The 21,533-nt window shown below is 70.8% G+C and carries 18 protein-coding genes; 10 read left to right on the top strand and 8 right to left on the bottom strand.

Features of this window, described 5'->3' with window-relative positions:
- Window positions 1–52 precede the first annotated feature (52 nt).
- The 4 genes from QC283_RS13945 to QC283_RS13930 all read left to right on the top strand — a co-directional run bounded on the left by QC283_RS13945 (window position 53) and on the right by QC283_RS13930 (window position 4,104).
- Window positions 53–1,432: an extracellular solute-binding protein gene (locus QC283_RS13945; protein WP_279561811.1), complete on the top strand. Its 1,380-nt coding sequence runs from the start codon at window positions 53–55 to the stop codon at window positions 1,430–1,432.
- A complete protein-coding gene (locus QC283_RS13940) occupies window positions 1,429–2,385 on the top strand; it encodes a carbohydrate ABC transporter permease (RefSeq protein WP_279561810.1) in 957 nt (318 codons plus the stop codon). Before QC283_RS13945 ends, QC283_RS13940 begins: the two co-directional genes overlap by 4 nt.
- 1 nt (window position 2,386) lies before the next feature.
- The gene (locus QC283_RS13935; protein WP_279561809.1) at window positions 2,387–3,250 is read left to right on the top strand and encodes a carbohydrate ABC transporter permease; all 864 of its coding nucleotides are present in this window, start codon (window positions 2,387–2,389) and stop codon (window positions 3,248–3,250) included.
- A 140-nt stretch (window positions 3,251–3,390) separates the two neighbouring features.
- Entirely contained in the window at window positions 3,391–4,104 is a 714-nt protein-coding gene (locus QC283_RS13930) for a helix-turn-helix domain-containing protein (protein WP_279561808.1), read from the top strand.
- Window positions 4,105–4,321: 217 nt separating this feature from the next.
- Here the strand turns inward: QC283_RS13930 and QC283_RS13925 are convergent, their stop codons facing one another.
- A complete protein-coding gene (locus QC283_RS13925) occupies window positions 4,322–5,347 on the bottom strand; it encodes an ATP-dependent 6-phosphofructokinase (protein WP_279561807.1) in 1,026 nt (341 codons plus the stop codon).
- A 377-nt stretch (window positions 5,348–5,724) separates the two neighbouring features.
- Here QC283_RS13925 and pta point away from each other — a divergent pair, with 377 nt between their 5' ends.
- The 3 genes from pta to pyk all read left to right on the top strand — a co-directional run bounded on the left by pta (window position 5,725) and on the right by pyk (window position 10,590).
- Window positions 5,725–7,818, top strand: a complete 2,094-nt coding sequence (gene pta, locus QC283_RS13920; RefSeq protein WP_279561806.1) for a phosphate acetyltransferase — start codon at window positions 5,725–5,727, stop codon at window positions 7,816–7,818.
- Window positions 7,815–9,071: an acetate kinase gene (locus QC283_RS13915; RefSeq protein WP_279561805.1), complete on the top strand. Its 1,257-nt coding sequence runs from the start codon at window positions 7,815–7,817 to the stop codon at window positions 9,069–9,071. The genes pta and QC283_RS13915 overlap by 4 nt, the downstream gene beginning before the upstream one ends.
- A gap of 88 nt (window positions 9,072–9,159) precedes the next feature.
- Window positions 9,160–10,590: a pyruvate kinase gene (pyk, locus tag QC283_RS13910; RefSeq protein WP_279561804.1), complete on the top strand. Its 1,431-nt coding sequence runs from the start codon at window positions 9,160–9,162 to the stop codon at window positions 10,588–10,590.
- Window positions 10,591–10,690: 100 nt separating this feature from the next.
- Here pyk and QC283_RS13905 read toward each other — a convergent pair whose 3' ends face one another.
- From QC283_RS13905 to QC283_RS13890, 4 genes are all read right to left on the bottom strand, one after another.
- On the bottom strand, window positions 10,691–12,106 hold the full coding sequence (locus tag QC283_RS13905) for a hypothetical protein (RefSeq protein ID WP_279561803.1): 1,416 nt from the start codon (window positions 12,104–12,106) through the stop codon (window positions 10,691–10,693).
- A complete protein-coding gene (locus QC283_RS13900; protein ID WP_279561802.1) occupies window positions 12,096–12,734 on the bottom strand; it encodes a DUF6114 domain-containing protein in 639 nt (212 codons plus the stop codon). The genes QC283_RS13905 and QC283_RS13900 overlap by 11 nt, the downstream gene beginning before the upstream one ends.
- 115 nt (window positions 12,735–12,849) lie before the next feature.
- The gene (locus tag QC283_RS13895; protein WP_279561801.1) at window positions 12,850–13,491 is read right to left on the bottom strand and encodes a DUF6230 family protein; all 642 of its coding nucleotides are present in this window, start codon (window positions 13,489–13,491) and stop codon (window positions 12,850–12,852) included.
- 651 nt (window positions 13,492–14,142) lie between these two features.
- Window positions 14,143–15,120 (bottom strand): tetratricopeptide repeat protein, encoded by a 978-nt coding sequence (locus QC283_RS13890; protein WP_279561799.1) that lies wholly within the window; start codon window positions 15,118–15,120, stop codon window positions 14,143–14,145.
- 246 nt (window positions 15,121–15,366) lie between these two features.
- On the opposite strand from QC283_RS13890, the gene QC283_RS13885 reads away from it, so the two are divergent.
- Together QC283_RS13885 and QC283_RS13880 are read left to right on the top strand one after the other, a co-directional pair.
- Entirely contained in the window at window positions 15,367–16,002 is a 636-nt protein-coding gene (locus QC283_RS13885) for a TetR/AcrR family transcriptional regulator (RefSeq protein WP_279561798.1), read from the top strand.
- A 176-nt stretch (window positions 16,003–16,178) separates the two neighbouring features.
- Window positions 16,179–17,531, top strand: a complete 1,353-nt coding sequence (locus QC283_RS13880) for a hypothetical protein (RefSeq protein WP_279561797.1) — start codon at window positions 16,179–16,181, stop codon at window positions 17,529–17,531.
- A 109-nt stretch (window positions 17,532–17,640) separates the two neighbouring features.
- Here the strand turns inward: QC283_RS13880 and QC283_RS13875 are convergent, their stop codons facing one another.
- The 3 genes from QC283_RS13875 to QC283_RS13865 form a co-directional block, all read right to left on the bottom strand.
- Window positions 17,641–19,341: an acyl-CoA mutase large subunit family protein gene (locus QC283_RS13875; RefSeq protein WP_279561796.1), complete on the bottom strand. Its 1,701-nt coding sequence runs from the start codon at window positions 19,339–19,341 to the stop codon at window positions 17,641–17,643.
- 93 nt (window positions 19,342–19,434) lie between these two features.
- Window positions 19,435–19,776: a DUF3817 domain-containing protein gene (locus QC283_RS13870; protein ID WP_279561795.1), complete on the bottom strand. Its 342-nt coding sequence runs from the start codon at window positions 19,774–19,776 to the stop codon at window positions 19,435–19,437.
- A gap of 104 nt (window positions 19,777–19,880) precedes the next feature.
- On the bottom strand, window positions 19,881–20,474 hold the full coding sequence (locus tag QC283_RS13865; RefSeq protein WP_279561794.1) for a TetR/AcrR family transcriptional regulator: 594 nt from the start codon (window positions 20,472–20,474) through the stop codon (window positions 19,881–19,883).
- Window positions 20,475–20,576: 102 nt separating this feature from the next.
- On the opposite strand from QC283_RS13865, the gene QC283_RS13860 reads away from it, so the two are divergent.
- Window positions 20,577–21,317 (top strand): nitroreductase, encoded by a 741-nt coding sequence (locus QC283_RS13860; RefSeq protein ID WP_279561793.1) that lies wholly within the window; start codon window positions 20,577–20,579, stop codon window positions 21,315–21,317.
- Window positions 21,318–21,533: the final 216 nt, after the last annotated feature.

Raw genomic sequence — 21,533 nt, 5'->3', positions numbered from 1 at the left:
TCGCCGAGCAGTCGTCCCGGCCACAGCGTCGTGCCCGTAGGAGGTCTTGCCCGTGCGTCCCACCGTCCGGTCCGTCCGGTTCACCGCCCTGTTAAGCCTCACCGCACTCGCCTCCACCGCCCTCACCGCCTGCGGAAGCGGCTCCGGCAGTGACCCGGACACGGTGAAGGTCTCCTTCAAGCAGTCGACGGACAACTCCATCAAGGTGATGGACACCTATCTCGCCGGCGTCAAGAAGCAGTTCGAGAAGGCCAACCCGGGCAAGAAGGTCGAGCTCGTCCCCATCAAGGCCCCGGACTCGGAGTACTACACCAAGCTCCAGCAGATGCTCCGCTCCCCCAAGACCGCGCCGGACCTGGTCTACGAGGACACCTTCCTCATCAACTCCGACATCACCAGCGGGTATCTGAAGCCCCTCGATGACTACCTGGCGAAGTGGCAGGACTGGGACCGGTTCATCGACACCGCGAAGGCGGCGGCGAAGGGCGAGGACGGCAAGACGTACGGCGTCCCGGACGGGACGGACACCCGCGGTCTGTGGTTCAGCAAGGACGTGTTCGCCAAGGCCGGGCTGCCCGCCGACTGGCAGCCGAAGACCTGGGCCGAGGTCCTCGACGCCGCCCGCGCCATCAAGGAGAAGGTCCCCGGCGTCACGCCGCTCAACGTGTACACGGGCAAGCCGGCCGGTGAGGCCGCCACCATGCAGGGCTTCCAGATGCTGCTGTACGGCACGAACGACGGCACCACGGACCCGCTGTACGACAAGAGCGGCAAGAAGTGGATCGCGGCGGGGCAGGGCTTCAAGGACTCCCTCGCCTTCGTCGAGACCGTGTACAAGGAGAAGCTCGGCCCGGAGGTCTCCGACGCGCTCGACCCCAACTTCGGGACCAAGGTGCGCGGGGAGCTGCTCCCGCAGGGCAAGCTCGGGATCGCGCTCGACGGTTCCTGGCTGCCGCAGGACTGGCTGGAGGGCAGCGGGCACGAGTGGCCCGAGTGGTCGAAGGAGCTGGGGCTGGCCGCCATGCCCACCCAGCACGGGCAGGCGCCGGGCAGGGTGAGCATGTCCGGCGGCTGGACCTGGTCGATCCCGGACAAGGCGGGCAACCCCGACCTGGCCTTCGAGTTCATCAAGACGATGCAGACCAAGGCCAACGCCCAGAAGTGGTACGTCGCCAACTCCGGCATCGCGGTCCGCGAGGACGTCGCGAACGACCCCGCGTACGTCGACGCCCAGCCCGGCATCGAGTTCTTCACCGACCTCGTCGAGGTCACCCACTACCGGCCCGCCTACCCGGCGTACCCGAAGGTCTCCGTCGCCATCCAGGAGGCGATGGAGGGCGTGACGACCGGCGACAAGTCGGTCGAGGAGGCGGCTCGCGACTACGACGAGGCACTGGGGGAGGCCACCGACGGCCAGGTGGTCCGCAAGTGACCGCGGCCACGCCGCGGCACACGGGTCCGGAGGTCCGCAAGGCGCCCCCGGGCCCGCCCGTCCCGCGACCGGCCCGCCGCACGGGGTCCGCCACCGCGCGGCGGTCCCTGTTCCGGGCCCTGCCCGTCTCCCCCGCCGTCGTCCTGCTGCTGCTCTTCCTCGCCGGACCGATCGCGTACTGCGTCGTCATCGCCTTCACCGACCTCCAGCTCACCGGGCAGGCCGAGTCGTCCTTCGTCGGCTTCGAGAACTTCCGGCGGGCGTTCCAGGACGAGGCGTTCCTCAACGCCGTGTGGCTGACCCTGGTGTTCACGGTCCTGTCCTCGCTGATCGGGCAGAACACCCTGGGTCTGGCGCTGGCCTCGCTGATGCAGCGGGCCTCCAAGCCGGTCCGTACGCTCACCGGCGGCATCGTCGTCACGGCGTGGGTGCTGCCGGAGGTGGTGGCGGGCTTCCTGCTCTACGCCTTCTTCCGCCGCGAGGGCACTCTCAACGCCGTCCTGGACTGGCTTCACCTGCCCTCCCAGAACTGGCTGTTCACGCTGCCGATCCTGGCGGTGTCCTTCGCCAACGTGTGGCGGGGCACGGCGTTCTCGATGCTCGTCTACTCGGCCGCGCTGAACGAGATCCCCAAAGAGGTCACCGAGGCCGCCGAGGTGGACGGGGCGAGCGGCTGGCGGCGGATGTGGCACATCACGCTGCCGATGATCCGGCGCTCCATCGGCACCAACCTCATGCTCAACACCCTGCAGACACTGTCGGTCTTCGGACTGATCTGGGTGATGACGCGCGGCGGTCCGAGCGGGAAGAGCCAGACGCTGCCGCTGTTCATGTACGAGCAGGCCTTCCAGAACAGTCTGATCGGTTACGGCACGGCGGTGGCACTGCTGCTGTTGCTGATCGGCTCGCTGTTCTCGGTCGTGTACCTGCGCCTGCTGCGGACGGAGGTCTGAGATGGCGTCCACGGTCGCGCCCCGCCGCACTCCCGCTTCCGCCTCCCGGCGCGACAGGCGCCGGCTGGCCGCCGACGCCGGGCTGCTGGTGGCGTCCGCCGCCTTCGTGCTGCCGCTGGCCTGGGTGGTGCTGTCCGCGCTGGACCCGCGCGCGAGCCTCAGGGTGAAGGTCCCCGACGGGCTCACCCTGGAGCACTTCGACGCGATCCTCACCCCGGAGATCACCTTCACCCCGCTGCTCAACAGCCTGGTCCTGTGCGGCGGCGCGACCCTGCTGACGGTGGTGTGCGCGGCGCTCGCGGCGTATCCGCTCTCCCGTTTCCGGTCCCGGCTGAACCGGCCGTTCCTGCTGACCGTCCTGTTCGCGACCAGCCTGCCGATCACGGCGATCATGGTGCCGGTCTACGCCCTCTTCGTCCGGGTCAACATGATCGACACCATGCACGGCACGATCTTCTTCTTCGCCGCCTCCCAGCTCCCCTTCGCCATCTGGCTCATGAAGAACTTCATGGACGGCGTGCCCAAGGAGCTGGAGGAGGCGGCGTGGACGGACGGGGCGTCGTCGTTCCAGTCGCTGCTGCGAATCGTGCTGCCGTTGATGGGGCCGGGGGTCGCGGTGGTGACGGTGTTCTCGTTCGTGATGATGTGGGGGAACTTCTTCGTCCCGTTCATGCTGCTGCTCACCCCGGACCAGATGCCCGCCTCGGTGAGCATCAACGACTTCTTCGGCAACCGGGGCATGGTGGCGTACGGGCAGTTGGCGGCGTTCTCGATCGTCTACTCGACGCCGGTCATCCTGCTCTACGTGCTGATCTCCCGGCGCCTGGGCGGAGGGTTCGCGCTGGGCGGGGCGGTCAAGGGGTGAGCGGGAGGTCAAGGGGGTCCACGGGACGGTCCCACGGTGCGTGGGACGGTTGCGCACATGCCCGTAATACGACCGTAGGTTCGTACAATCCGTATCACTGGCCGAACAGCCCGTAGTCAAGCCCTCCCCGGCCCCCTACGGTGTGGCGCGTGCGCCGACCCTCACCCCACCCGAACCAGTCGGGACCGCCGTTCAACGCCCTCGCCGCCCGCCGGCTCCGTGCCGCCCTGAACATGGGGCCCGAGCACGTCGCCCACGGCATGCGGGTCTCGTACGGGCTGCCGTACGTCACCCCGGACCTCGTCGCCGCCTGGGAGCGGGGGGTCGCCTCGCCCGGGACCGCGGAGCTCACGGCTCTCGCCGGGGTGCTGTGGTGCTCGCCGGGCGAGCTGATCGGCCGGCCTCAGACCCTGCGCGAGCACCGCGTCGCCCGCGGTCTGGCACCGGAGGACGTAGCCCGTGCCGTCGGGGTCGCGCTCCCGGCCTACCTGCGGATGGAGGAGACGGAGGGCTGGCGCGGCACCGACCGCCAGTCGTCCGCGCTCGCCGACGTGCTCGGCCTCGCGCTGCCCGACTTCGTGACCGTCACAGGGCGCGAGGAGAAGCTCGCCGACCTGCTGTCGAGCGCGGTGACCACCCGCTGGCAGGGGTATGTGCGTCCGGTCGCCAAGGTGGCGCCGCTGGACCGGCGGGTCCTGGAGAACGTCCTCCAGGTGCTGCACCAGGACTACCAGGGGCACATGGCCGCCACCCTCCGGTGGGGCGGCGGCGGCCCCGACGCGAGCGCCCAGGGCCGCGACTTCCTCGACCGGATCGTGGAGCACTTCTGGGCGGCGGTCGAGAGGCACCCCTAGCCAGGGTCCAGATGACCCCGGCGGGGGTCCAGAAGGCCCTGGCGTGGGTCCGGAAGACCTTGGCGGGGGTCCGGAAGACCCTGGCGAGGGTCCGGAAGACCCTGGCGAGGGTCCGGAAGCCCTGGCGGGGGTCCGGAAGGCCCTGGCGGGGGTCCGGAAGGCCCTGGCGTGGGTCCGGAAGACCCCGGGCAGGGATCCAGAAGACCCCGGCGCGCGTCTAGAAGACCGACTCCGCTTCGTCCATCCGGTCCTTCGGCACCGTCTTCAGCTCGGTCACGGCCTGGGCCAGCGGCACCATGACGACGTCCGTGCCGCGCAGCGCGGTCATCCGGCCGAAGTCGCCCCGGTGCGCGGCCTCCACCGCGTGCCAGCCGAAGCGGGTGGCGAGCACCCTGTCGTACGCGGTCGGTACGCCGCCGCGCTGGACGTGGCCGAGGATGACCGGCTTGGCCTCCTTGCCGAGCCTGCGCTCCAGCTCGTACGCCAGTGCCGTGCCGATGCCCTGGAAGCGCTCGTGGCCGAACTTGTCGATCGCGCCCTTGCCGTAGTCCATGGAGCCCTCGGCGGGGTGGGCGCCCTCGGCGACGCAGACGACGGCGAACTTCTTGCCGCGGGAGAAGCGCTCCTCGACCATCTTGACCAGGTCGGCGGGGTCGAAGGGGCGCTCGGGCAGGCAGATGCCGTGGGCGCCGGCGGCCATGCCGGACTCCAGGGCGATCCAGCCGGCGTGCCGGCCCATGACCTCGACGACCATCACGCGCTGGTGGGACTCGGCGGTGGTCTTGAGGCGGTCCATCGCCTCCGTGGCCACGCCGACCGCGGTGTCGAAGCCGAAGGTGCGGTCGGTGGAGGAGATGTCGTTGTCGATGGTCTTCGGCACGCCGACGACCGGCAGGCCGGCGTCCGACAGCATCCGGGCGGCGGTCAGGGTGCCCTCGCCGCCGATCGGGATGAGCGCGTCGATGCCGAAGCTCTGGATCATGTCGCCGGCGTTCTCGCAGGCCTCGCGGAGCCGGTCGCGCTCCAGCCGGGAGGAGCCGAGGATGGTGCCGCCGCGGGCCAGGATGCCGCTGACCGCGTTCAGGTCGAGCGCGCGGTAGCGGCCGTCCAGCAGGCCCGCGTAACCGTCCTCGAAGCCGATGACCTCGTCGCCGTAGTTGTCGACCGCTCGGTGCACGACCGACCGGATCACTGCGTTCAGGCCGGGGCAGTCGCCGCCTGCGGTGAGAACTCCGATACGCATCGTGCTGTGTCTCCTGCTCGCTGTTGACACCGGTGAGCCGCTCCAATTGTTCCACGGCCGGGCCATGGAGGGGCACCGGCGTGCACACGCCCGTACTGGCGCGCACGGACCGGCACGGACGAGCGCGGAGGGGCACGGACGAGCACCCCCGGGGCGCGGGCGCGGCCGAACGCAGGCGGGCGCGGACGAGTGTCCGCGGGCACGGGCGCGCACCGGTCCACCGGCGGACGTTGACGGGCGCCGTAGCCATCGCCGGAGGTACTGTCAAGAGGGTTCTGCTCACCCCGATGGGCGATCTCTGTGCACGGCACAGCCGCCACCGCACGGGACAGCCGCCACCGGACGAAGCCGCCACCACACGAAACGGAGAGCAACGCGTGACGCGCAGCGTGTACGTGACCGGTATCGACCGCGGCGACGGCCGCCAGGTCGTCGAACTGGGGGTCATGGAACTCCTGACCCGGCAGGTCGACCGGGTCGGCGTCTTCCGTCCCCTGGTCCACGACGGGCCCGACCGGCTCTTCGAGCTGCTGCGGGCCCGCTACCGGCTCGCGCAGGACCCCGCGACCGTGTACGGCATGGACTACCAGGAGGCGTCCGCGCTCCAGGCCGAACAGGGCACGGACGAGCTGGTGTCCGCGCTGGTCGACCGCTTCCACCTGGTCACCCGGGAATACGACGTCGTCCTCGTCCTCGGCACCGACTTCGCCGACACCCAGTTCCCGGACGAGCTGTCGCTGAACGCGCGGCTCGCCAACGAGTTCGGCGCCTCGGTCGTCCCGGTCGTCGGCGGCCGCAAGCAGACCGCGGAGTCCGTGCTCGCCGAGACCCGCAACGCCTTCCGCGCCTACGACGGGCTGGGCTGCGACGTCCTGGCCATGGTGACCAACCGGGTCGCCCGCGAGGACCGGGACGAGATCGCCGAGCGGCTCACCGGCCGGCTGCCGGTGCCGTGCTGGGTGGTGCCGGACGAGCCCGCGCTGTCCGCGCCGACCGTCTCCCAGATCGCCCACACCCTCGGCGCCGCGGTGGTCCTCGGCGACGACTCGGGGCTCGCCCGTGACGCGCTGGACTTCGTTTTCGGCGGGGCCATGCTGCCCAACCTGCTGAGCGCGCTGACCCCGGGCTGCCTGGTCGTCACGCCCGGCGACCGCGCCGACCTGGTGATCGGCACGCTGGCCGCGCACAGCGCCGGCACCCCGCCGATAGCCGGCGTCCTGCTCACCCTGAACGAGGTGCCCGGCGACGGCATCCTCACCCTCGCCGCCCGCCTCGCCCCCGGCACGCCGGTGCTCTCGGTGACCGGCAACAGCTTCCCCACCGCCGAGCGGCTGTTCTCCCTGGAGGGCAAGCTCAACGCGGCCACCCCGCGCAAGGCGGAGACCGCCCTCGGGCTCTTCGAGCGGTACGTCGACACCGCCGAGCTCAGCAGGCGGGTCTCGGCGCCGAGCAGCGACCGCGTCACACCGATGATGTTCGAGCACACGCTGCTGGAGCAGGCCCGGTCCGACCTGCGCCGAGTCGTCCTCCCGGAGGGCACCGAGGAGCGGGTGCTGCACGCGGCGGAGGTGCTGCTGCGCCGGGGCGTGTGCGAGCTGACGCTGCTCGGCCCCGTCGAGCAGATCCGCAAGAAGGCCGCAGACCTGGGCATCGACCTCGGCGACGCGCAGCTGATCGACCCGGCCGCCAGCGAGCTGCGGGACTCCTTCGCCGAGAAGTACGCCGCCCTGCGCGCCCACAAGGGCGTCACCGTGGAGCTGGCGTACGACGTCGTCTCCGACGTGAACTACTTCGGCACGCTGATGGTGCAGGAGGGGCTGGCCGACGGCATGGTGTCGGGGTCGGTGCACTCGACGGCGGCGACGATCCGCCCGGCCTTCGAGATCATCAAGACGAAGCCGGAGGCGTCGATCGTCTCGTCGGTCTTCTTCATGTGCCTGGCCGACAAGGTCCTGGTCTACGGCGACTGCGCGGTCAATCCGGACCCGGACGCCGAGCAGCTCGCCGACATCGCGACCCAGTCGGCGTCCACGGCGGCGCGGTTCGGGGTGGATCCGCGGATCGCGATGCTGTCGTACTCGACGGGCACGTCCGGGTCGGGCGCGGACGTCGACAAGGTGCGCGAGGCGACGGAGCTGGTCCGCTCGCGCCGTCCGGACCTCAGGATCGAGGGGCCGATCCAGTACGACGCCGCCGTCGAGCCGTCGGTGGCCGCGACCAAGCTGCCGGGCTCGGAGGTCGCCGGGCAGGCCAGCGTGCTGATCTTCCCCGACCTGAACACCGGCAACAACACGTACAAGGCCGTGCAGCGCTCGGCCGGCGCCATCGCCGTGGGGCCGGTGCTCCAGGGGCTGCGCAAGCCGGTCAACGACCTGTCCCGGGGCGCGCTCGTCCAGGACATCGTCAACACCGTCGCCATCACGGCGATCCAGGCCCAGCAGTCCCCCAGCGAGAAGGTGTCCGACCTGTGAGCCCGACCCCGGCCCCGACCACGTCCCCGGCTCCGGCCCGTGTCCTCGTCCTCAACTCCGGCTCGTCGTCGGTGAAGTACCAGCTGCTCGACATGCGCGGCAGCGACCGGCTGGCGATGGGCCTCGTCGAGCGGATCGGCGAGGAGACCTCACGGCTCAGGCACACCCCGGCGGGCGGCGAGAGCCGTGAGTGGAGCGGGTCCGTTCCCGACCACGACGCGGCGCTGAAGGCGGTGGCGGCGGAGCTGGCCAAGGACGGCCTCGGTCTGGACTCGCCCGAGCTGGCCGCGATAGGGCACCGCGTGGTGCACGGCGGGAAGCACTTCACCGAGCCGACCGTCGTCGACGAGGCGGTGCTCGCCGAGATCGAGCGGCTGATCCCGGTCGCCCCGCTGCACAACCCGGCCAATCTCACCGGCATCCGCACCGCGCGGGCGCTGCGCCCGGACCTGCCGCAGGTCGCCGTCTTCGACACCTCCTTCCACACGACGATGCCGGAGTCCGCGGCCCGCTACGCGATCGACGTCGAGACCGCCGACGCGCACCGCGTCCGCCGCTACGGCTTCCACGGCACCTCGCACGCGTACGTCTCCCGTCAGACCGCGAAGCTGCTGGGGAAAACACCCGAGGACGTGAACGTCATCGTGCTGCACCTGGGCAACGGGGCGTCCGCCTCGGCGGTGCGGGGCGGCCGTTGCGTGGACACCTCCATGGGGCTGACGCCCTTGGAGGGGCTCGTGATGGGTACGCGGTCGGGAGACATGGACCCGGCCGTCATCTTCCATTTGATGCGTGTTGGTGGAATGTCCGCCGACGAGATCGACACTCTCCTCAACAAGAGGAGCGGTCTGATCGGTCTGTGCGGCGACAACGACATGCGGGAGATCCGCCGCCGTGTCGACGCCGGCGACGAGCGGGCGCGACTGGCCTTCGACATCTACATTCACCGGCTGAAGAAGTACATCGGCGCCTATTACGCCGTCCTCGGACGGGTGGACGCGGTGGCCTTCACGGCCGGGGTCGGGGAGAACTCCGCGCCGGTGCGGGAGGCCGCCCTGGCGGGCCTGGAGGGGCTCGGCCTCGCGGTCGACGGCGAGCTGAACGCCGTACGCGGGGACGGGGCGCGGCTGATCTCGCCCGCGGACGCGCCGGTGGCGGTGGCCGTGGTGCCGACGGACGAGGAAATGGAGATCGCGACACAGACCTACGCTCTGGTCGAAAAGGGAAAGCAGAGGGCATCCGAGGACAGCTGAAGAATTCTCTTGTGAGCACCGAGGCGCCCATTTGTATCTTCCGCCAGACGGAATATTCCGCAGCGAAACAAACCGATAGGATCGCCCCATGCGCCGTTCGAAAATCGTCTGTACTCTCGGCCCCGCGGTCGACTCCCACGAGCAGCTCGTAGCGCTGATCGAAGCCGGCATGAACGTGGCCCGCTTCAACTTCAGCCACGGCACCCACGCCGAGCACCAGGGGCGTTACGACCGTGTACGGGCCGCCGCCAAGGAGACCGGCAGGGCCATCGGTGTCCTCGCCGACCTGCAGGGCCCGAAGATCCGCCTGGAGACCTTCGCGGAGGGTCCCGTCGAGCTGGTGCGCGGTGACGAGTTCACCATCACCACCGAGGACGTACCGGGTGACAGGACGATCTGCGGCACGACGTACAAGGGCCTGCCCGGCGACGTGACCAAGGGCGACCAGGTACTCATCAACGACGGCAACGTCGAGCTGAAGGTCACCGAGGTCGAGGGCCCCCGGGTGCGGACGATCGTCATCGAGGGCGGCGTCATCTCCGACCACAAGGGCATCAACCTGCCCGGCGCGGCCGTGAACGTGCCCGCGCTGAGCGAGAAGGACATCGAGGACCTCCGCTTCGCGCTCCGCATGGGCTGCGACCTGGTCGCGCTCTCCTTCGTCCGGGACGCCAAGGACGTCGCCGACGTGCACCGCGTGATGGACCAGGAGGGCCGCCGGGTCCCCGTCATCGCCAAGGTGGAGAAGCCGCAGGCGGTGGAGAACATGGAGGGCGTCGTCGCGGCCTTCGACGCCGTCATGGTCGCCCGTGGCGACCTGGCCGTCGAGTACCCGCTCGAGAAGGTCCCCATGGTGCAGAAGCGCCTGATCGAGCTGTGCCGGCGCAACGCCAAGCCGGTGATCGTGGCGACCCAGATGATGGAGTCGATGATCACCAACTCGCGCCCGACCCGCGCCGAGGCCTCCGACGTGGCCAACGCGATCCTGGACGGCGCGGACGCGGTCATGCTGTCGGCGGAGTCGTCGGTGGGCGCGTACCCGATCGAGACCGTCAAGACGATGTCGAAGATCGTCACCGCCGCCGAGCAGGAGCTGCTCTCCAAGGGCCTGCAGCCGCTGGTCCCCGGCAAGAAGCCCCGCACGCAGGGCGGTTCGGTGGCCCGTGCCGCCGCCGAGATCGCCGACTTCCTGGGCGGCAAGGGCCTGGTGGCCTTCACCCAGTCCGGTGACACGGCCCGCCGGCTGTCCCGCTACCGCGCGGCCCAGCCGATCCTCGCCTTCACCACCGACGAGTCCACCCGCAACCAGCTGGCGCTCAGCTGGGGCGTGGAGCCGCACGTGGTGCCGTTCGTGAACAGCACCGACGAGATGGTCGACCTGGTGGACCAGGAGACGATGCGCCTCGGCCGGTTCAACGACGGCGACATCGTCGTGATCACCGCCGGTTCGCCCCCCGGCGTGCCCGGCACCACCAACATGGTCCGCGTCCACCACCTGGGCGAGACGCGACGCGGCTGACCTCCCGCGCGGGACTTCCGTACGGCACCGAGGGCGCCCCCTGTGATCGCGGGGGGCGCCCTCGGTGTGTCACGGCTCCCGGACGGGTCCGGGACGCGGCTCAGTCCGTGACGTACTGGTGCAGCCCGGGGATGTGCAGCGTCCCGCCGAACTGACCGGCCTGGACGACCGTCACCTTCGTGAAGTAGATGAGCGGGATGTCCAGCGGCGGCGGGTGCTCCGGGTCGAAGGTGATCGGGATCAGCCCGAGCAGGTTGCCCGAGATGCTCTCGGTGTACATCACCGTGTCGCCGTCGCGGATCGTGGACGTCGATCCCTCGGCCGCCTGCACGTGGTAGGTCTTGCCGGCCTGCTCGTCCTTCACCGTCTGGTGCAGGTCGCCGATGTCGGTGCCGTCGGAGATGACGTACTTCAGCACCTTCTTGGTGGTGCCGTTGGCCGTCTTCACCTCGACGACTCCCTTGTAGGAGGCGCCCTTCAGCGTCAGCGAGCTCGCGTTGAGCTGCCAGGGGTCGTCGGGCAGCGGCACCGCGTTGTCGACGCCGCCCTCCTCGTCCGTGGCGACCGGGCAGTCGTCCACGTCCGTACCGGCGCTCTCGGAGGCGCTGGGGCTGGGCGAGGCGGTCGCCTCCCCGGCCGGCTCCTTCGCGTCCTCGGCAGCCTCGTCCGCCTCGTCCGCCGGTTTCCCGGTGTCCTCGGCCGCGTCGGACGCCGCGCCGGCCGGGTCCTCCACGGCGTCCTTCGCCGTGCCCTCGTCGGTGGCCTCCTTGTCGGTGGCCTCCTCGGCAGGGTCGGACGCGTCCTCGCCTGCGCTCTCGGCCGCCGACGGGGTCGGCGTGGGGCTCGGGCTCTCCTCGGCCTTCTTTCCACCGGTGAAGAAGTCCTCGATGGCGTCCCCGATACCCTCCAGCACACCCGGGGACTCGGACGCGGAGGGGGACGGCGCCGTGGCGCCCGCGCCGGCCGCCTCCTCGCTCCGCGACTCCTTGCCCTGCGCATCCTGCGACGCGGAAGGGCTCGGGGCGGGATCGGCGGTGCCCGCGTTCTCGCCCTCGTCGGCCTTGGCGTCCTTGGCGTCCTTGTCGTCGGAACCTGAATCCGACGAAGAGGAGCCGTCCGTGTCCTTGCCGGAATCCCCCGCGGGGTCCGAGGGGCTGGGCTCCGTCGTGCCGGTCTCGTCCTCGTCGGCCCCGTCGGTCGCCGAGGGGGACGGTGTGGGCGACTCGGACGTGCCCTTCTCGGCGTCCTCCAGGGCCGCCACGCAGTCCTTGTACTCGTCGGCCGTCAGGCTGTTGGAGGTCGGCGGCGCCGCGTCGTTGCCGTCTGCCAGGGCCAGCGTCGGCGTGAACCCCATCCCCATGAGGACGGCCGTGGGCATCGCCGCCAGGGCTATCGCCTTCCCGGCCGGCATGTGGAACCTGGTGAACAACGGCTTCTTGGGTGCCGCGTGACGCGGCCCGGTTCTCACACGGGACGACTCCACGTCAGTCCCGCGGGTCACCTCGTCAGCCGGCACTGTGCCTCCCGTTCGCCCCGTTGGCCGGGCTCGTCACTGACAGTTCGTTCTCCCCCGGTGCCTTGGAGGCATGGGACGGGCCCCCACCGTCCACCCCGTCCCGCGGCTGCGGGACCGTGGCGTCGGGCACCTGCGTGTCGCGCACCTGTCCGTCGGGCACCTGTGTGTCGGGCAGCGCGCTCTCGGGCGCGTCGTCCGTCGCCCCGCGTTCCAACGGCGGCTCCGCCAACGGGGGTTCACCCGGCACCCACGCCACCGCCATGCCTCCGCCGATCAGCGCGAACAGGAAGCCGATGACGAAGCCGCCGAAGTTGGACACCGGGATGGAGACCAGACCCAGAAGGATCGCCGCCACGCCGGCGAAGACCCGGACATGCTTCTGGAACCACAGGCTGACGCCCAGGACGACCAGCAGCACGCCGATGATCAGGGACCCGGAGCCCGCGGTGGTGGCCATCGCCAGCGTCAGGTGACCGATCTGGAGGTTCGCGTACGGGAAGTACATGATCGGAAGGCCGCCGAGGGCGACGAACAGGCCGGCCCAGAACGGCCGCGTGCCTCGCCAGGCACGGAACTGCAGCCGCCGGCGGGCAAACTGGCCGGATGCGGCAGGAGTCTCGGCGCTCATGGAAAACAGCTCCCTGTTACGGCGTTACTGAGGTGGAGATGTGGGCCGCGCGCGAGGGCGGCCGGAGGGTGGACGGGCGGGGATGCCCTCGGCGCCCCCGCCCGTCAGCGAGTGCTTAGTAGCACTCCTTGACGCCCTTGGACAGCGACATCTTCAGGTCGCTGAGCTTGAAGGTTCCGGCGGTGGTCGCCCACGCCGTCTGCTTCACGTCGGTGAGGACGGCCCGCTCGGCCTGCTGACCGAACCCGTGCGGGTTGGCCTGCTCCTTACCGCCCTTCATGCCCGGACCGGGGCCGTCCTTCATGTCCCCGGCCGCCACGCCGATGTCGATGTTCGTGAACGTGGCGTTCGCGGAGAGGTCCTCGACGTCGATGTACAGGTTCTCCGCGTGGACCGGGGTGCCCTTGCCACCGGCCTTCAGCGTGAGGCTGACCGAGCCGATCAACGGCAGGTTCGGGGTGACCACGGACTGGCACATGTTCGTGATGTCCGCGGACGTGAACGCCGACACGGCGACGGGGTGAGCCGCCTTCTCGCCCTTCAGCGTGTAACCCGAGTCGATCGCCCCGTACTGGGAGAAGCCCGTGCCGTCGAGCTTGTCCGCCGTCACCTTGAACGACTGGCCGGAGACGCTGAACGACGCCGCGAGCGCACCCTGCGCGAGGGCGACGCCTATCGCTGCCGTCGCGGCGACGCTGGGCACCATGACCACAGCGAACCGCTTCCATCTGGTCCCGCCACGCACCTGGGACTCCATATTTCCTCCTTCTCGGACGTACATCTCCTGGCCTCGGCCCGCCCCGGGATCGGCGGCTCGGCCTGGCAGGGATGGGAGAAGTGCTACGTCCTCGGGAAGGAGAGCGCCCGAGCCCGGCGCGTACGGAACGCGCCCGGATCACCGGCGATCACCCCCGAGCGACAACCACTGGTCGCGCCTGACACGATCACGCACAACCCTGCTGGACAGGCTTCGCCGGGTGGACGAAGACCCCCCTGCCCAAGAGCCGGCTCCACTGCCGCCGGCCCTGCTCGGTGGGGACCCAGGAACCCCCGCGACCCGACTGGCTTTCGGGGTACGGGAATGGACCGAGCGTCGCCGATCGTGGTGCATTCTCGCCCTCGACACAAGGGGGTTCGTTACTCGCTGGTAACGGCTGCGCGACCGCGGGACGACGGACCGGCCCCGAACGGCGACGCTCGGTGCGCCATCAGGGCGGAACAAAACTGTTGATCGCCGGACAGAATCCGACAGACCGCCGCCACCGACTTACTGGCAGTAACAGCGGCCGCGATTACCAAGATTTGGTAAAGCGCGGCCGCACTGGCGTCTCGTCGACAGCTCTTTCACACGGGCACCATCCGGACGAACGGTCGACGACCGGTCGGTAACGGGCGCCCGAACCGCCCTCTAGAACAGGGCGCGGGCCAGCGCCCTGCGCGCCGCGGCAACCCGCGGGTCGTCGGCGCCGACCACCTCGAAGAGCTCCAGCAGCCGCACGCGCACGGCGTCCCGGTCGTCGCCGGCCGTGACGCGCACCGTGTCGACGAGGCGCCCGAAGGCGTCCTCCACGTGACCGCCCACCAGGTCCAGGTCGGCGGCGGCGATCTGCGCCTGGGCGTCACCCGGCTTGTCGGCGGCGTCCTGACGGACCCGCTGCGGGTCGGCGTCCTGCACACGCTGGAGCAACTCGGCCTGGGAAAGGCCCAGTTTGGCCTCCGTGTTGCCCGGGTCCTCGCTCAGTACGTTCTTGTACGCCTGGACGGCTCCGGCCAGATCGCCCGCGTCCAGCGCCTGTACGGCGGCCTCCAGGGCCGCGTCGTGCGGCCCGGCCGGACGCTCGGGGGCGGCGGCGGGCTGCGCGCCCGGCTCCGCCTCGGGGTCGACGGCGAGACCGGTCAGGCCGAAGCGCTCCTCGGCGACCTGCACCAGCTGGTCCAGGGTCTGGCGGATCTGCGTCTCGCCGGCGGCGCCCTGGAAGAGCGGCAGTGCCTGTCCGGCGACGACCGCGAAGACGGCCGGGATGCCCTGGACGCCGAACTGCTGCATCAGCATCTGGTTGGCGTCGACGTCGATCTTGGCGAGGAGGAAACGGCCGCCGTACTCGACGGCGAGCCGCTCGAGGACCGGGCTCAACTGCTTGCAGGGTTCACACCACTCGGCCCAGAAGTCGATGACGACCGGGACCTCGGTGGACCGCTGCAGGACTTCACTCTCGAAGCCGGCCTCGTCGACGTCGATGACGAGGTCGGCCGGGGAGACGGCCCCCGTCCCGCCGTGCCGGGCCGCCTCGGCGCGCGCCTGCTCCGCCTTCGCCTTGGCCTCCTGGGCCTGCTTCACCGCGGCGAGGTCGACGACCCCGCTCATGGACATGTTCCGTGGCTGCATGGGCCTATCCTCCCCCGTACTCCGCGCGTGCGTGAAAAACGGGCCGAAAGCCCGCCCTGAAGTGTGCCGTTGGCGCCGGGTCCCCACCCTCGCCCGTGGTCGTCGCTGGGGCGCGGGCGGACCCGCGCTTTCGCTACGCCCCGTAGCGTAATGCCACCACGGGCCGCCGGGACAGCCCGCTCCAGTGATCTCCCTCACGACCGCTCGCCGGTTACTCGCCGGTTACCCGCCGGTTAGGGTCGGGGAATGCAGAGCAGTACCCCCGCCGGCCGTGCCGGGCGCCCGCGCAGCGCCGCGGCGGACGCCGCGATCCTGGCCGCGACGCGGGCTGCCCTGGTCGATCTGGGCTGGTCGAGGCTCACCCTGGGAGACGTGGCCGCGCGGGCCGGGGTTGCCAAGACGACCCTCTACCGCCGCTGGGCGGGCAAGAACGAGCTGGTGGTCGACGCGGTCGCCGAGCTCTTCGACGAGCTCCGGCTCCCCGACCGCGGCTCCCTGGCCGACGACATCGAGGGCGTGGTGCTCCAGTTCGCCGGCATCCTGGCCCGCCCGGAGGCCCGCAGCGGCCTGATGGCGGTGGTCGCCGAGTCCACCCGCGACGACGCCCTGCGCGAGCGCATCCGCGCCTCGATCGTGGACCGGCAGAAGCGTCTCATCCTCGCCGGCCGGGCGCGGGCGCAGGCGCGGGGCGAGCTGCCGCCGGAGTCCGACGCCGGCGAGGCGGCCCGCACGGTCGACCTGATCTTCGACATGGTGGCCGGCGCGGTGGTGCACCGCACCCTGGTGAGCGCGGAACCGGCCGACGAGGAGTGGGTGCACGACTTCACCCGGGTCCTGCTGTCGGGCCTCGCGGGTGCGGGAATGACCGACCGTCCGGCGTAGCCGATCTCAGGAACGAGCATGGGGCCGCGAAGGAGCGGGGCTCGTCCAACCGGTGTGCCGCCGTGCTTCATGGGACTGGGCGCCGCAGAATCCTGGCGGGCGGCGCCCCACGCCGCCCCCTCCGGTCGTCCAACCGGTGTGCCGCCGTGATTCATCGGACACAGAAGGGCACTACCTTGCGCATACTCAGACGGGCGCTGGGCACCACTTTCACCGCAGCCCTCGGTTCGCTGCTGCTGACCGTTCCGGGAGCCGCCCCGGCGTACGCGGCGGGCGGCGTGCCGCTGCCGTTGTACTCCCTCGCCGACATGGAGGTCGACGGGAGCAGCAAGCGGGTCTTTCTCAGCATGCCCGCGGGGGCGGACGGCCGGGTCGTGGTGACGGACTACGACGGCGGGAACAGCACCTGGCTGGGCGGCCTGCCGGGCGCCGGCGGGCTGGCCCTCTCGCCCGACTCCCGGACCCTCTACGTGGCCGCGCGGGACATCGACACCATCGTCGCGTACGACACCGCGACCCTGACGGAGACCGCACGGTACTTCGTGGGCGGGGACACCGCCCCGTGGAGCCTGGCTTTCGCGGGCGGGAAGCTGTGGTTCGGATACGGCAACACCGGGGACCTCGGGTCGGTCGACGTGTCCGGTGCCGAACCGGTGATCGAGCTCGGTCTGGACGCTTCACTGGACTGGGGGGCGGAGCTCGTCGCCTCCCCCGCCGACCCCGACGTGCTGGTGGCCGGCACGGGCAACCCCAACGTCAACACCCTCACGGTGTACGACGTGAGCAGTGGATCACCCGAGGCGACCGCCCGGCGGGTCTTCTCCGGGACCGAGATGAACGGTCTGCGGGACCTGGCCGTGACACCCGACGGCCGGAGCGTCGTCGTGGCCGCCCTCGTATCGCCCGGCTACCGGACCTTCCGCCTCGACGACCTCACGGACCAGGGGACCCCCGCGGCTTCGCCCTCTCCCCAGACCGTCGCCGTCGCACCCGACGGCACGGTGGCCGGAGGAACCTCCAACAACAGCGTCGACGTGCCGGACCTGTCCTTCTACGCACCGGGCGCTCCCGCTCCGCTGACCACGGTCGAGCTGGGCGGTACCACCGAGAGGCTGGTGGACGAGGGGCTTGCCTGGGCGCCTGACGGAAGCCGGGTCTTCGCCGTGACACAGCAGACCGGCGTCATGGGCCTCCGGTTCCATGCGCGGCAGGTCGCCACCACCGTGCAGACCACCCTTGCCCTCGAGGCGCCCCCGACCAGCAGGAGGTACCGGGAACTGACCGTCACCGGCACCCTGGCTCCGGCAGCCGGCTTCACTCCCGGCGCCACCGTCGCCGTGACACGCTACGACGCCGCCGCTCCGGAAGGCACCCCGCTGGGCACCGTCACGGTGGCGGCCGACGGCACCTTCACCGTGACCGACACGCCGAGCAGGATCGGTCAGGCGAGGTACGGCGTGACATACGCCGGTGACCCCTGGCACACCGCGGCCTCCGCCGAGGTGACCGTGGAGATCACCCGCCGCTGACGTGGCCTGCGGCACGGAGGTCGCCGTGGCCCGGATCGGGACCGCGGACCACGGCGACCTCAGCCGCGCCGGTGGTTGCTCCCGCCGCCCTGACCGGGTGGCGTGGGGTCTAGAAGCCGGCGGGCTCCGTGTACACGCCCCACTCGTCGCGCAGCACCCCGCAGATCTCGCCCAGCGTCGCCTCCGCGCGCACCGCGTCCAGCATCGGCTCGATCATGTTGCCGCCGGAGCGGGCCGCGGCGAGCATGCCGTCCAGAGCCGTGCGTACGGCCGCGTCGTCGCGGGCCGCCTTGCGCTCGCCCAGGTCCCGCACCTGCTCGCGCTCCACCTCGTGGCTGACCCGCAGGATCTCCAGGTCGCCGGTGACGGAGCCGGTGTGGACGTTGACGCCCACGACCTTCTTGTCGTCCTTCTCCAGGGACTGCTGGTAGCGGAAGGCGGACTCGGCGATCTCGCCGGTGAACCAGCCGTCCTCGATGCCGCGCAGGATGCCGGAGGTGATCGGCCCGATGGGGTGCTTCCCGTCGGGGTGGGCCCTCAGCCCCCGCTCCTTGATCTGCTCGAAGATCTTCTCCGCGTCGGCCTCGATCCGGTCCGTCAGCTGCTCGACGAACCAGGAACCGCCCAGCGGGTCGGCGACGTTGGCGACGCCGGTCTCCTCCATCAGCACCTGCTGGGTGCGCAGGGCGATCTCGGCGGCCTGCTCGCTCGGCAGCGCGAGGGTCTCGTCCAGGGCGTTGGTGTGCAGGGAGTTCGTGCCGCCGAGCACCGCCGCCAGCGCCTCCACCGCCGTACGCACCACGTTGTTGTAGGGCTGCTGGGCGGTGAGCGAGACACCGGCGGTCTGCGTGTGGAAGCGCAGCCACTGCGCCTTGTCGGTCTTCGCGCCGTACACGTCCCGCATCCAGCGGGCCCAGATGCGCCGGGCCGCGCGGAACTTGGCGATCTCCTCGAAGAAGTCGAGGTGCGCGTCGAAGAAGAAGGACAGCCCGGGCGCGAAGACGTCCACGTCCAGCCCGCGGCTGAGCCCCAGCTCCACGTAGCCGAAGCCGTCCGCCAGCGTGTACGCCAGCTCCTGCGCGGCCGTCGAGCCGGCCTCGCGGATGTGGTAGCCGGAGACGGAGAGCGGCTTGTAGTCGGGGATGCCGGCCGCGCAGTACTCCATCAGGTCGCCGATCAGGCGCAGGTGCGGCTCGGGCTGGAAGAGCCACTCCTTCTGGGCGATGTACTCCTTGAAGATGTCGGTCTGGAGCGTGCCGTTGAGCACGGACGCGTCGACGCCCTGCCGCTCGGCGGCGACCAGGTACATGCAGAACACGGGCACGGCGGGCCCGCTGATCGTCATGGAGGTCGTCACGTCGCCGAGCGGGATGTCCTGGAAGAGCACTTCCATGTCGGCGGCCGAGTCGATGGCCACCCCGCAGTGTCCGACCTCGCCCAGCGAGCGCGGGTCGTCGGAGTCGCGGCCCATCAGCGTCGGCATGTCGAAGGCGACCGAGAGCCCGCCGCCGCCGTTGCGGAGGATCATCTTGTAGCGCTCGTTGGTCTGCTCGGCGTTCCCGAACCCGGCGAACTGCCGGATGGTCCAGGTCCGCCCCCGGTAGCCGGTCGGATACAGGCCTCGGGTGAAGGGGTACTCCCCCGGCCAGCCGATCCGCTCGAAGCCCTCGTACTCGTCCCCGGGCCGGGGCCCGTACACCGGCTCCACGGGGTCACCGGAGAGCGTGGTGAAGTCCGCGTCGCGCTTGCGCGCCGCGTCGTACCGGGCCTGCCAGCGAAGGCGGCCCTCCTCTATGGCGTGAGCGTCCATACCCCCGAATTTACTAGGACGTCCAAGTAAATGTCGATGGGGGACCGCCGTACGGGTGTCCGTACGGCGGTGAGAAAGCCCGCGAAGTGCCGGTTACGCCTTGACGGGCGCGGGCGCCTCGGCCGCGGCTGCCTTGGCCTCCAGCTCCTGGCTGATCCTGCGTTCCACGAAGAACGCGGCGGTCGGCACGGTCCCGGCCAGCAGCACCCACAGCTGCTTGCTGACCTTCCACTTCGCCTTGGAGCCCAGGTCGAAGGCGAAGACGAGGTAGACGACGTACAGCCAGCCGTGCGCGAGGCTGACGACGTGGGTGAAGCCGTCGGCACCGTCCATGTCCAGCAGGTACTTGGCGATCATGCCGAGGCAGAGCAGGATCAGCAGCACACCGGTGACGTACGCCATGACCCGGTAGCGGGTCAGCACGCTCTTTTTCATGCGTACGAGCGTAACCGTCCGTTTCGCGCGATCTTCGAGCGGGCCCGGCGACTCGCTCAGGCCTCTCCGGAGTCCCCCGCGGCGACCCGCGGCGGCCTGGCCGGTCAGCTCGTGGTCGGCAGCGCGTTGTCCAGGAGGATCTCCGCCGCTGCCCGCGCGTGCCGGCCGTAGTTCGAGTCGTCCAGCACCATGGCGCGGCTGGCGGCGCCGTCCGCGAGGGTCACGAGCTGCTCGGCGAGGACGGAGGGCTCGCGGCAGCCCAGCTCCGCGACCAGGTCGGCCACCAGCCGCACCATCAGCAGTTTCCGTTCGCGGGCGTAGGAGTGGACCGCGTTCCGCGGGTCGGGGAACTCCACGGCGGCGTCGATGAACGGGCATCCGCGCACCGGATCCGTGCCGGCCGGGGGCGGGTCGAACAGCGTGAGGATTCGCTCCCGGGGAGAGGTGTCCTTGCGTGTCAGCGCACCCTCCAGCGTGCGCCCCGTCGAGGCGAGGTCCTCGAGGTGGGCGAGGACCAGCTCGTCCTTGGTCCTGAAGTGCGCGTAGAGGGTGCGCTTGGACACCGGCGCCCGCTCCGCGATCTGCTCCATGCCGGTCGCGTTGATCCCCTGGGCTGCGAACAGTCCGCCCGCGGCGGCCAGGATGCGCTCCCGTCCTCCGCGCCCCTGCCGTCGAGACGCCGTCGTCACCGTGGTCATGACGTAAGTATACGTTCTCGTTTACTTCAGAGGGGCGGCTGGGGCTATAGTGCGCTCCAGGTAAACGGTTCCGTTTACTTCGACGAATCCAGGGAGAGTTCCATGAGCGGACCGGTCTTCACCCCGACGCGCACGAGCGAGGCGCCCACCGGCGGAACACGGACGGGCGGGACACGAGCGTGGGAGTACGCCGAGCAGCTGATCCGCGGGCGCCACGCGACCCGCGCCTTCCGTCCCGACCCGGTGCCCCAGGACACTCTGCGCGGGATCTTCTCCCTGGCCGGCGCCGCGCCGTCCAACTCCAACGCACAGCCGTGGCGTGTAGAGGTGGTCGGCGGCGCACGGCGAGACCGTCTGGCCGACGCCCTGCGAACGGCCCACGCCGAGCGACGCGTCACGGCCGACTATCCGTACTCCGAGGACATGTACGCCCCCGTCCACCAGGAGCGGCGGGCCGCCTTCGGGGCCGATCTGTACGGAGCGCTGGGCATCGGCCCCGAGGACCACACGGCCCGCGCGGCCTACGACGCGGAGAGCCTGGGCTTCTACGGGGCGCCCCATGCCGCGTTCCTGTTCGTCACCGGCGACGGCGGGCCGCGACTGGCCGCCGACGCCGGCGCCTACCTGCAGACGCTGCTGCTGGCCATGACCGCCTACGGCGTGGCCAGTTGCCCGCAGGGCCTGCTCAGCTTCTACTCCGACGCCGTCCGCGACCAGCTCGGAGTGGACGAGGGGAAGCTGCTCGTGGGGATCTCCTTCGGCTACGCCGACGAGAACGCGCCGGTGAACCGGGTCGTGACCGGCCGGGCGGCCCTGGAGGCAACCACCACGTTCCACATCTAGAGCCGGTCGCGACCATGCTGGTCACAGCCACTCGTCGAGGACTGCGACCAGCACGGTCGCCTCGTATCGGACGGCGGGTTCGTCGTATCCCCCCGCGCGGGCACGAGCGGTGCGCGCGGGATCCAGAGGCTTGGTCGGCACGAACCCTGTCCGGCGTGGTGCGCGGGCGTCCGGGACCGGTGCGAGGCAGGCGGATGCGTCCGAGGACGGGTGGGA

It is taken from the genome of Streptomyces sp. DH41, assembly GCF_029813785.1.
Classification (GTDB): domain Bacteria; phylum Actinomycetota; class Actinomycetes; order Streptomycetales; family Streptomycetaceae; genus Streptomyces.
The sequence above is the reverse complement of the archived record's forward strand: the minus strand, read 5'-3'. Positions and strand labels throughout refer to the sequence as shown.

Bases quoted from the DNA above. Each gene is read 5' to 3' on its own strand.
- QC283_RS13935 (WP_279561809.1), top strand. From the start codon at position 2,387: ATGGCGTCCACGGTCGCGCCCCGCCGCACTCCCGCTTCCGCCTCCCGG.
- QC283_RS13925 (WP_279561807.1), bottom strand. From the start codon at position 5,347: ATGCGTATCGGAGTTCTCACCGCAGGCGGCGACTGCCCCGGCCTGAAC.
- QC283_RS13870 (WP_279561795.1), bottom strand. From the start codon at position 19,776: ATGAAAAAGAGCGTGCTGACCCGCTACCGGGTCATGGCGTACGTCACC.
- QC283_RS13865 (WP_279561794.1), bottom strand. From the start codon at position 20,474: ATGACCACGGTGACGACGGCGTCTCGACGGCAGGGGCGCGGAGGACGG.
- pyk (WP_279561804.1), top strand. From the start codon at position 9,160: ATGCGCCGTTCGAAAATCGTCTGTACTCTCGGCCCCGCGGTCGACTCC.
- QC283_RS13885 (WP_279561798.1), top strand. From the start codon at position 15,367: ATGCAGAGCAGTACCCCCGCCGGCCGTGCCGGGCGCCCGCGCAGCGCC.
- QC283_RS13875 (WP_279561796.1), bottom strand. From the start codon at position 19,341: ATGGACGCTCACGCCATAGAGGAGGGCCGCCTTCGCTGGCAGGCCCGG.
- QC283_RS13890 (WP_279561799.1), bottom strand. From the start codon at position 15,120: ATGCAGCCACGGAACATGTCCATGAGCGGGGTCGTCGACCTCGCCGCG.
- QC283_RS13860 (WP_279561793.1), top strand. From the start codon at position 20,577: ATGAGCGGACCGGTCTTCACCCCGACGCGCACGAGCGAGGCGCCCACC.
- QC283_RS13895 (WP_279561801.1), bottom strand. From the start codon at position 13,491: ATGGAGTCCCAGGTGCGTGGCGGGACCAGATGGAAGCGGTTCGCTGTG.
- QC283_RS13900 (WP_279561802.1), bottom strand. From the start codon at position 12,734: ATGAGCGCCGAGACTCCTGCCGCATCCGGCCAGTTTGCCCGCCGGCGG.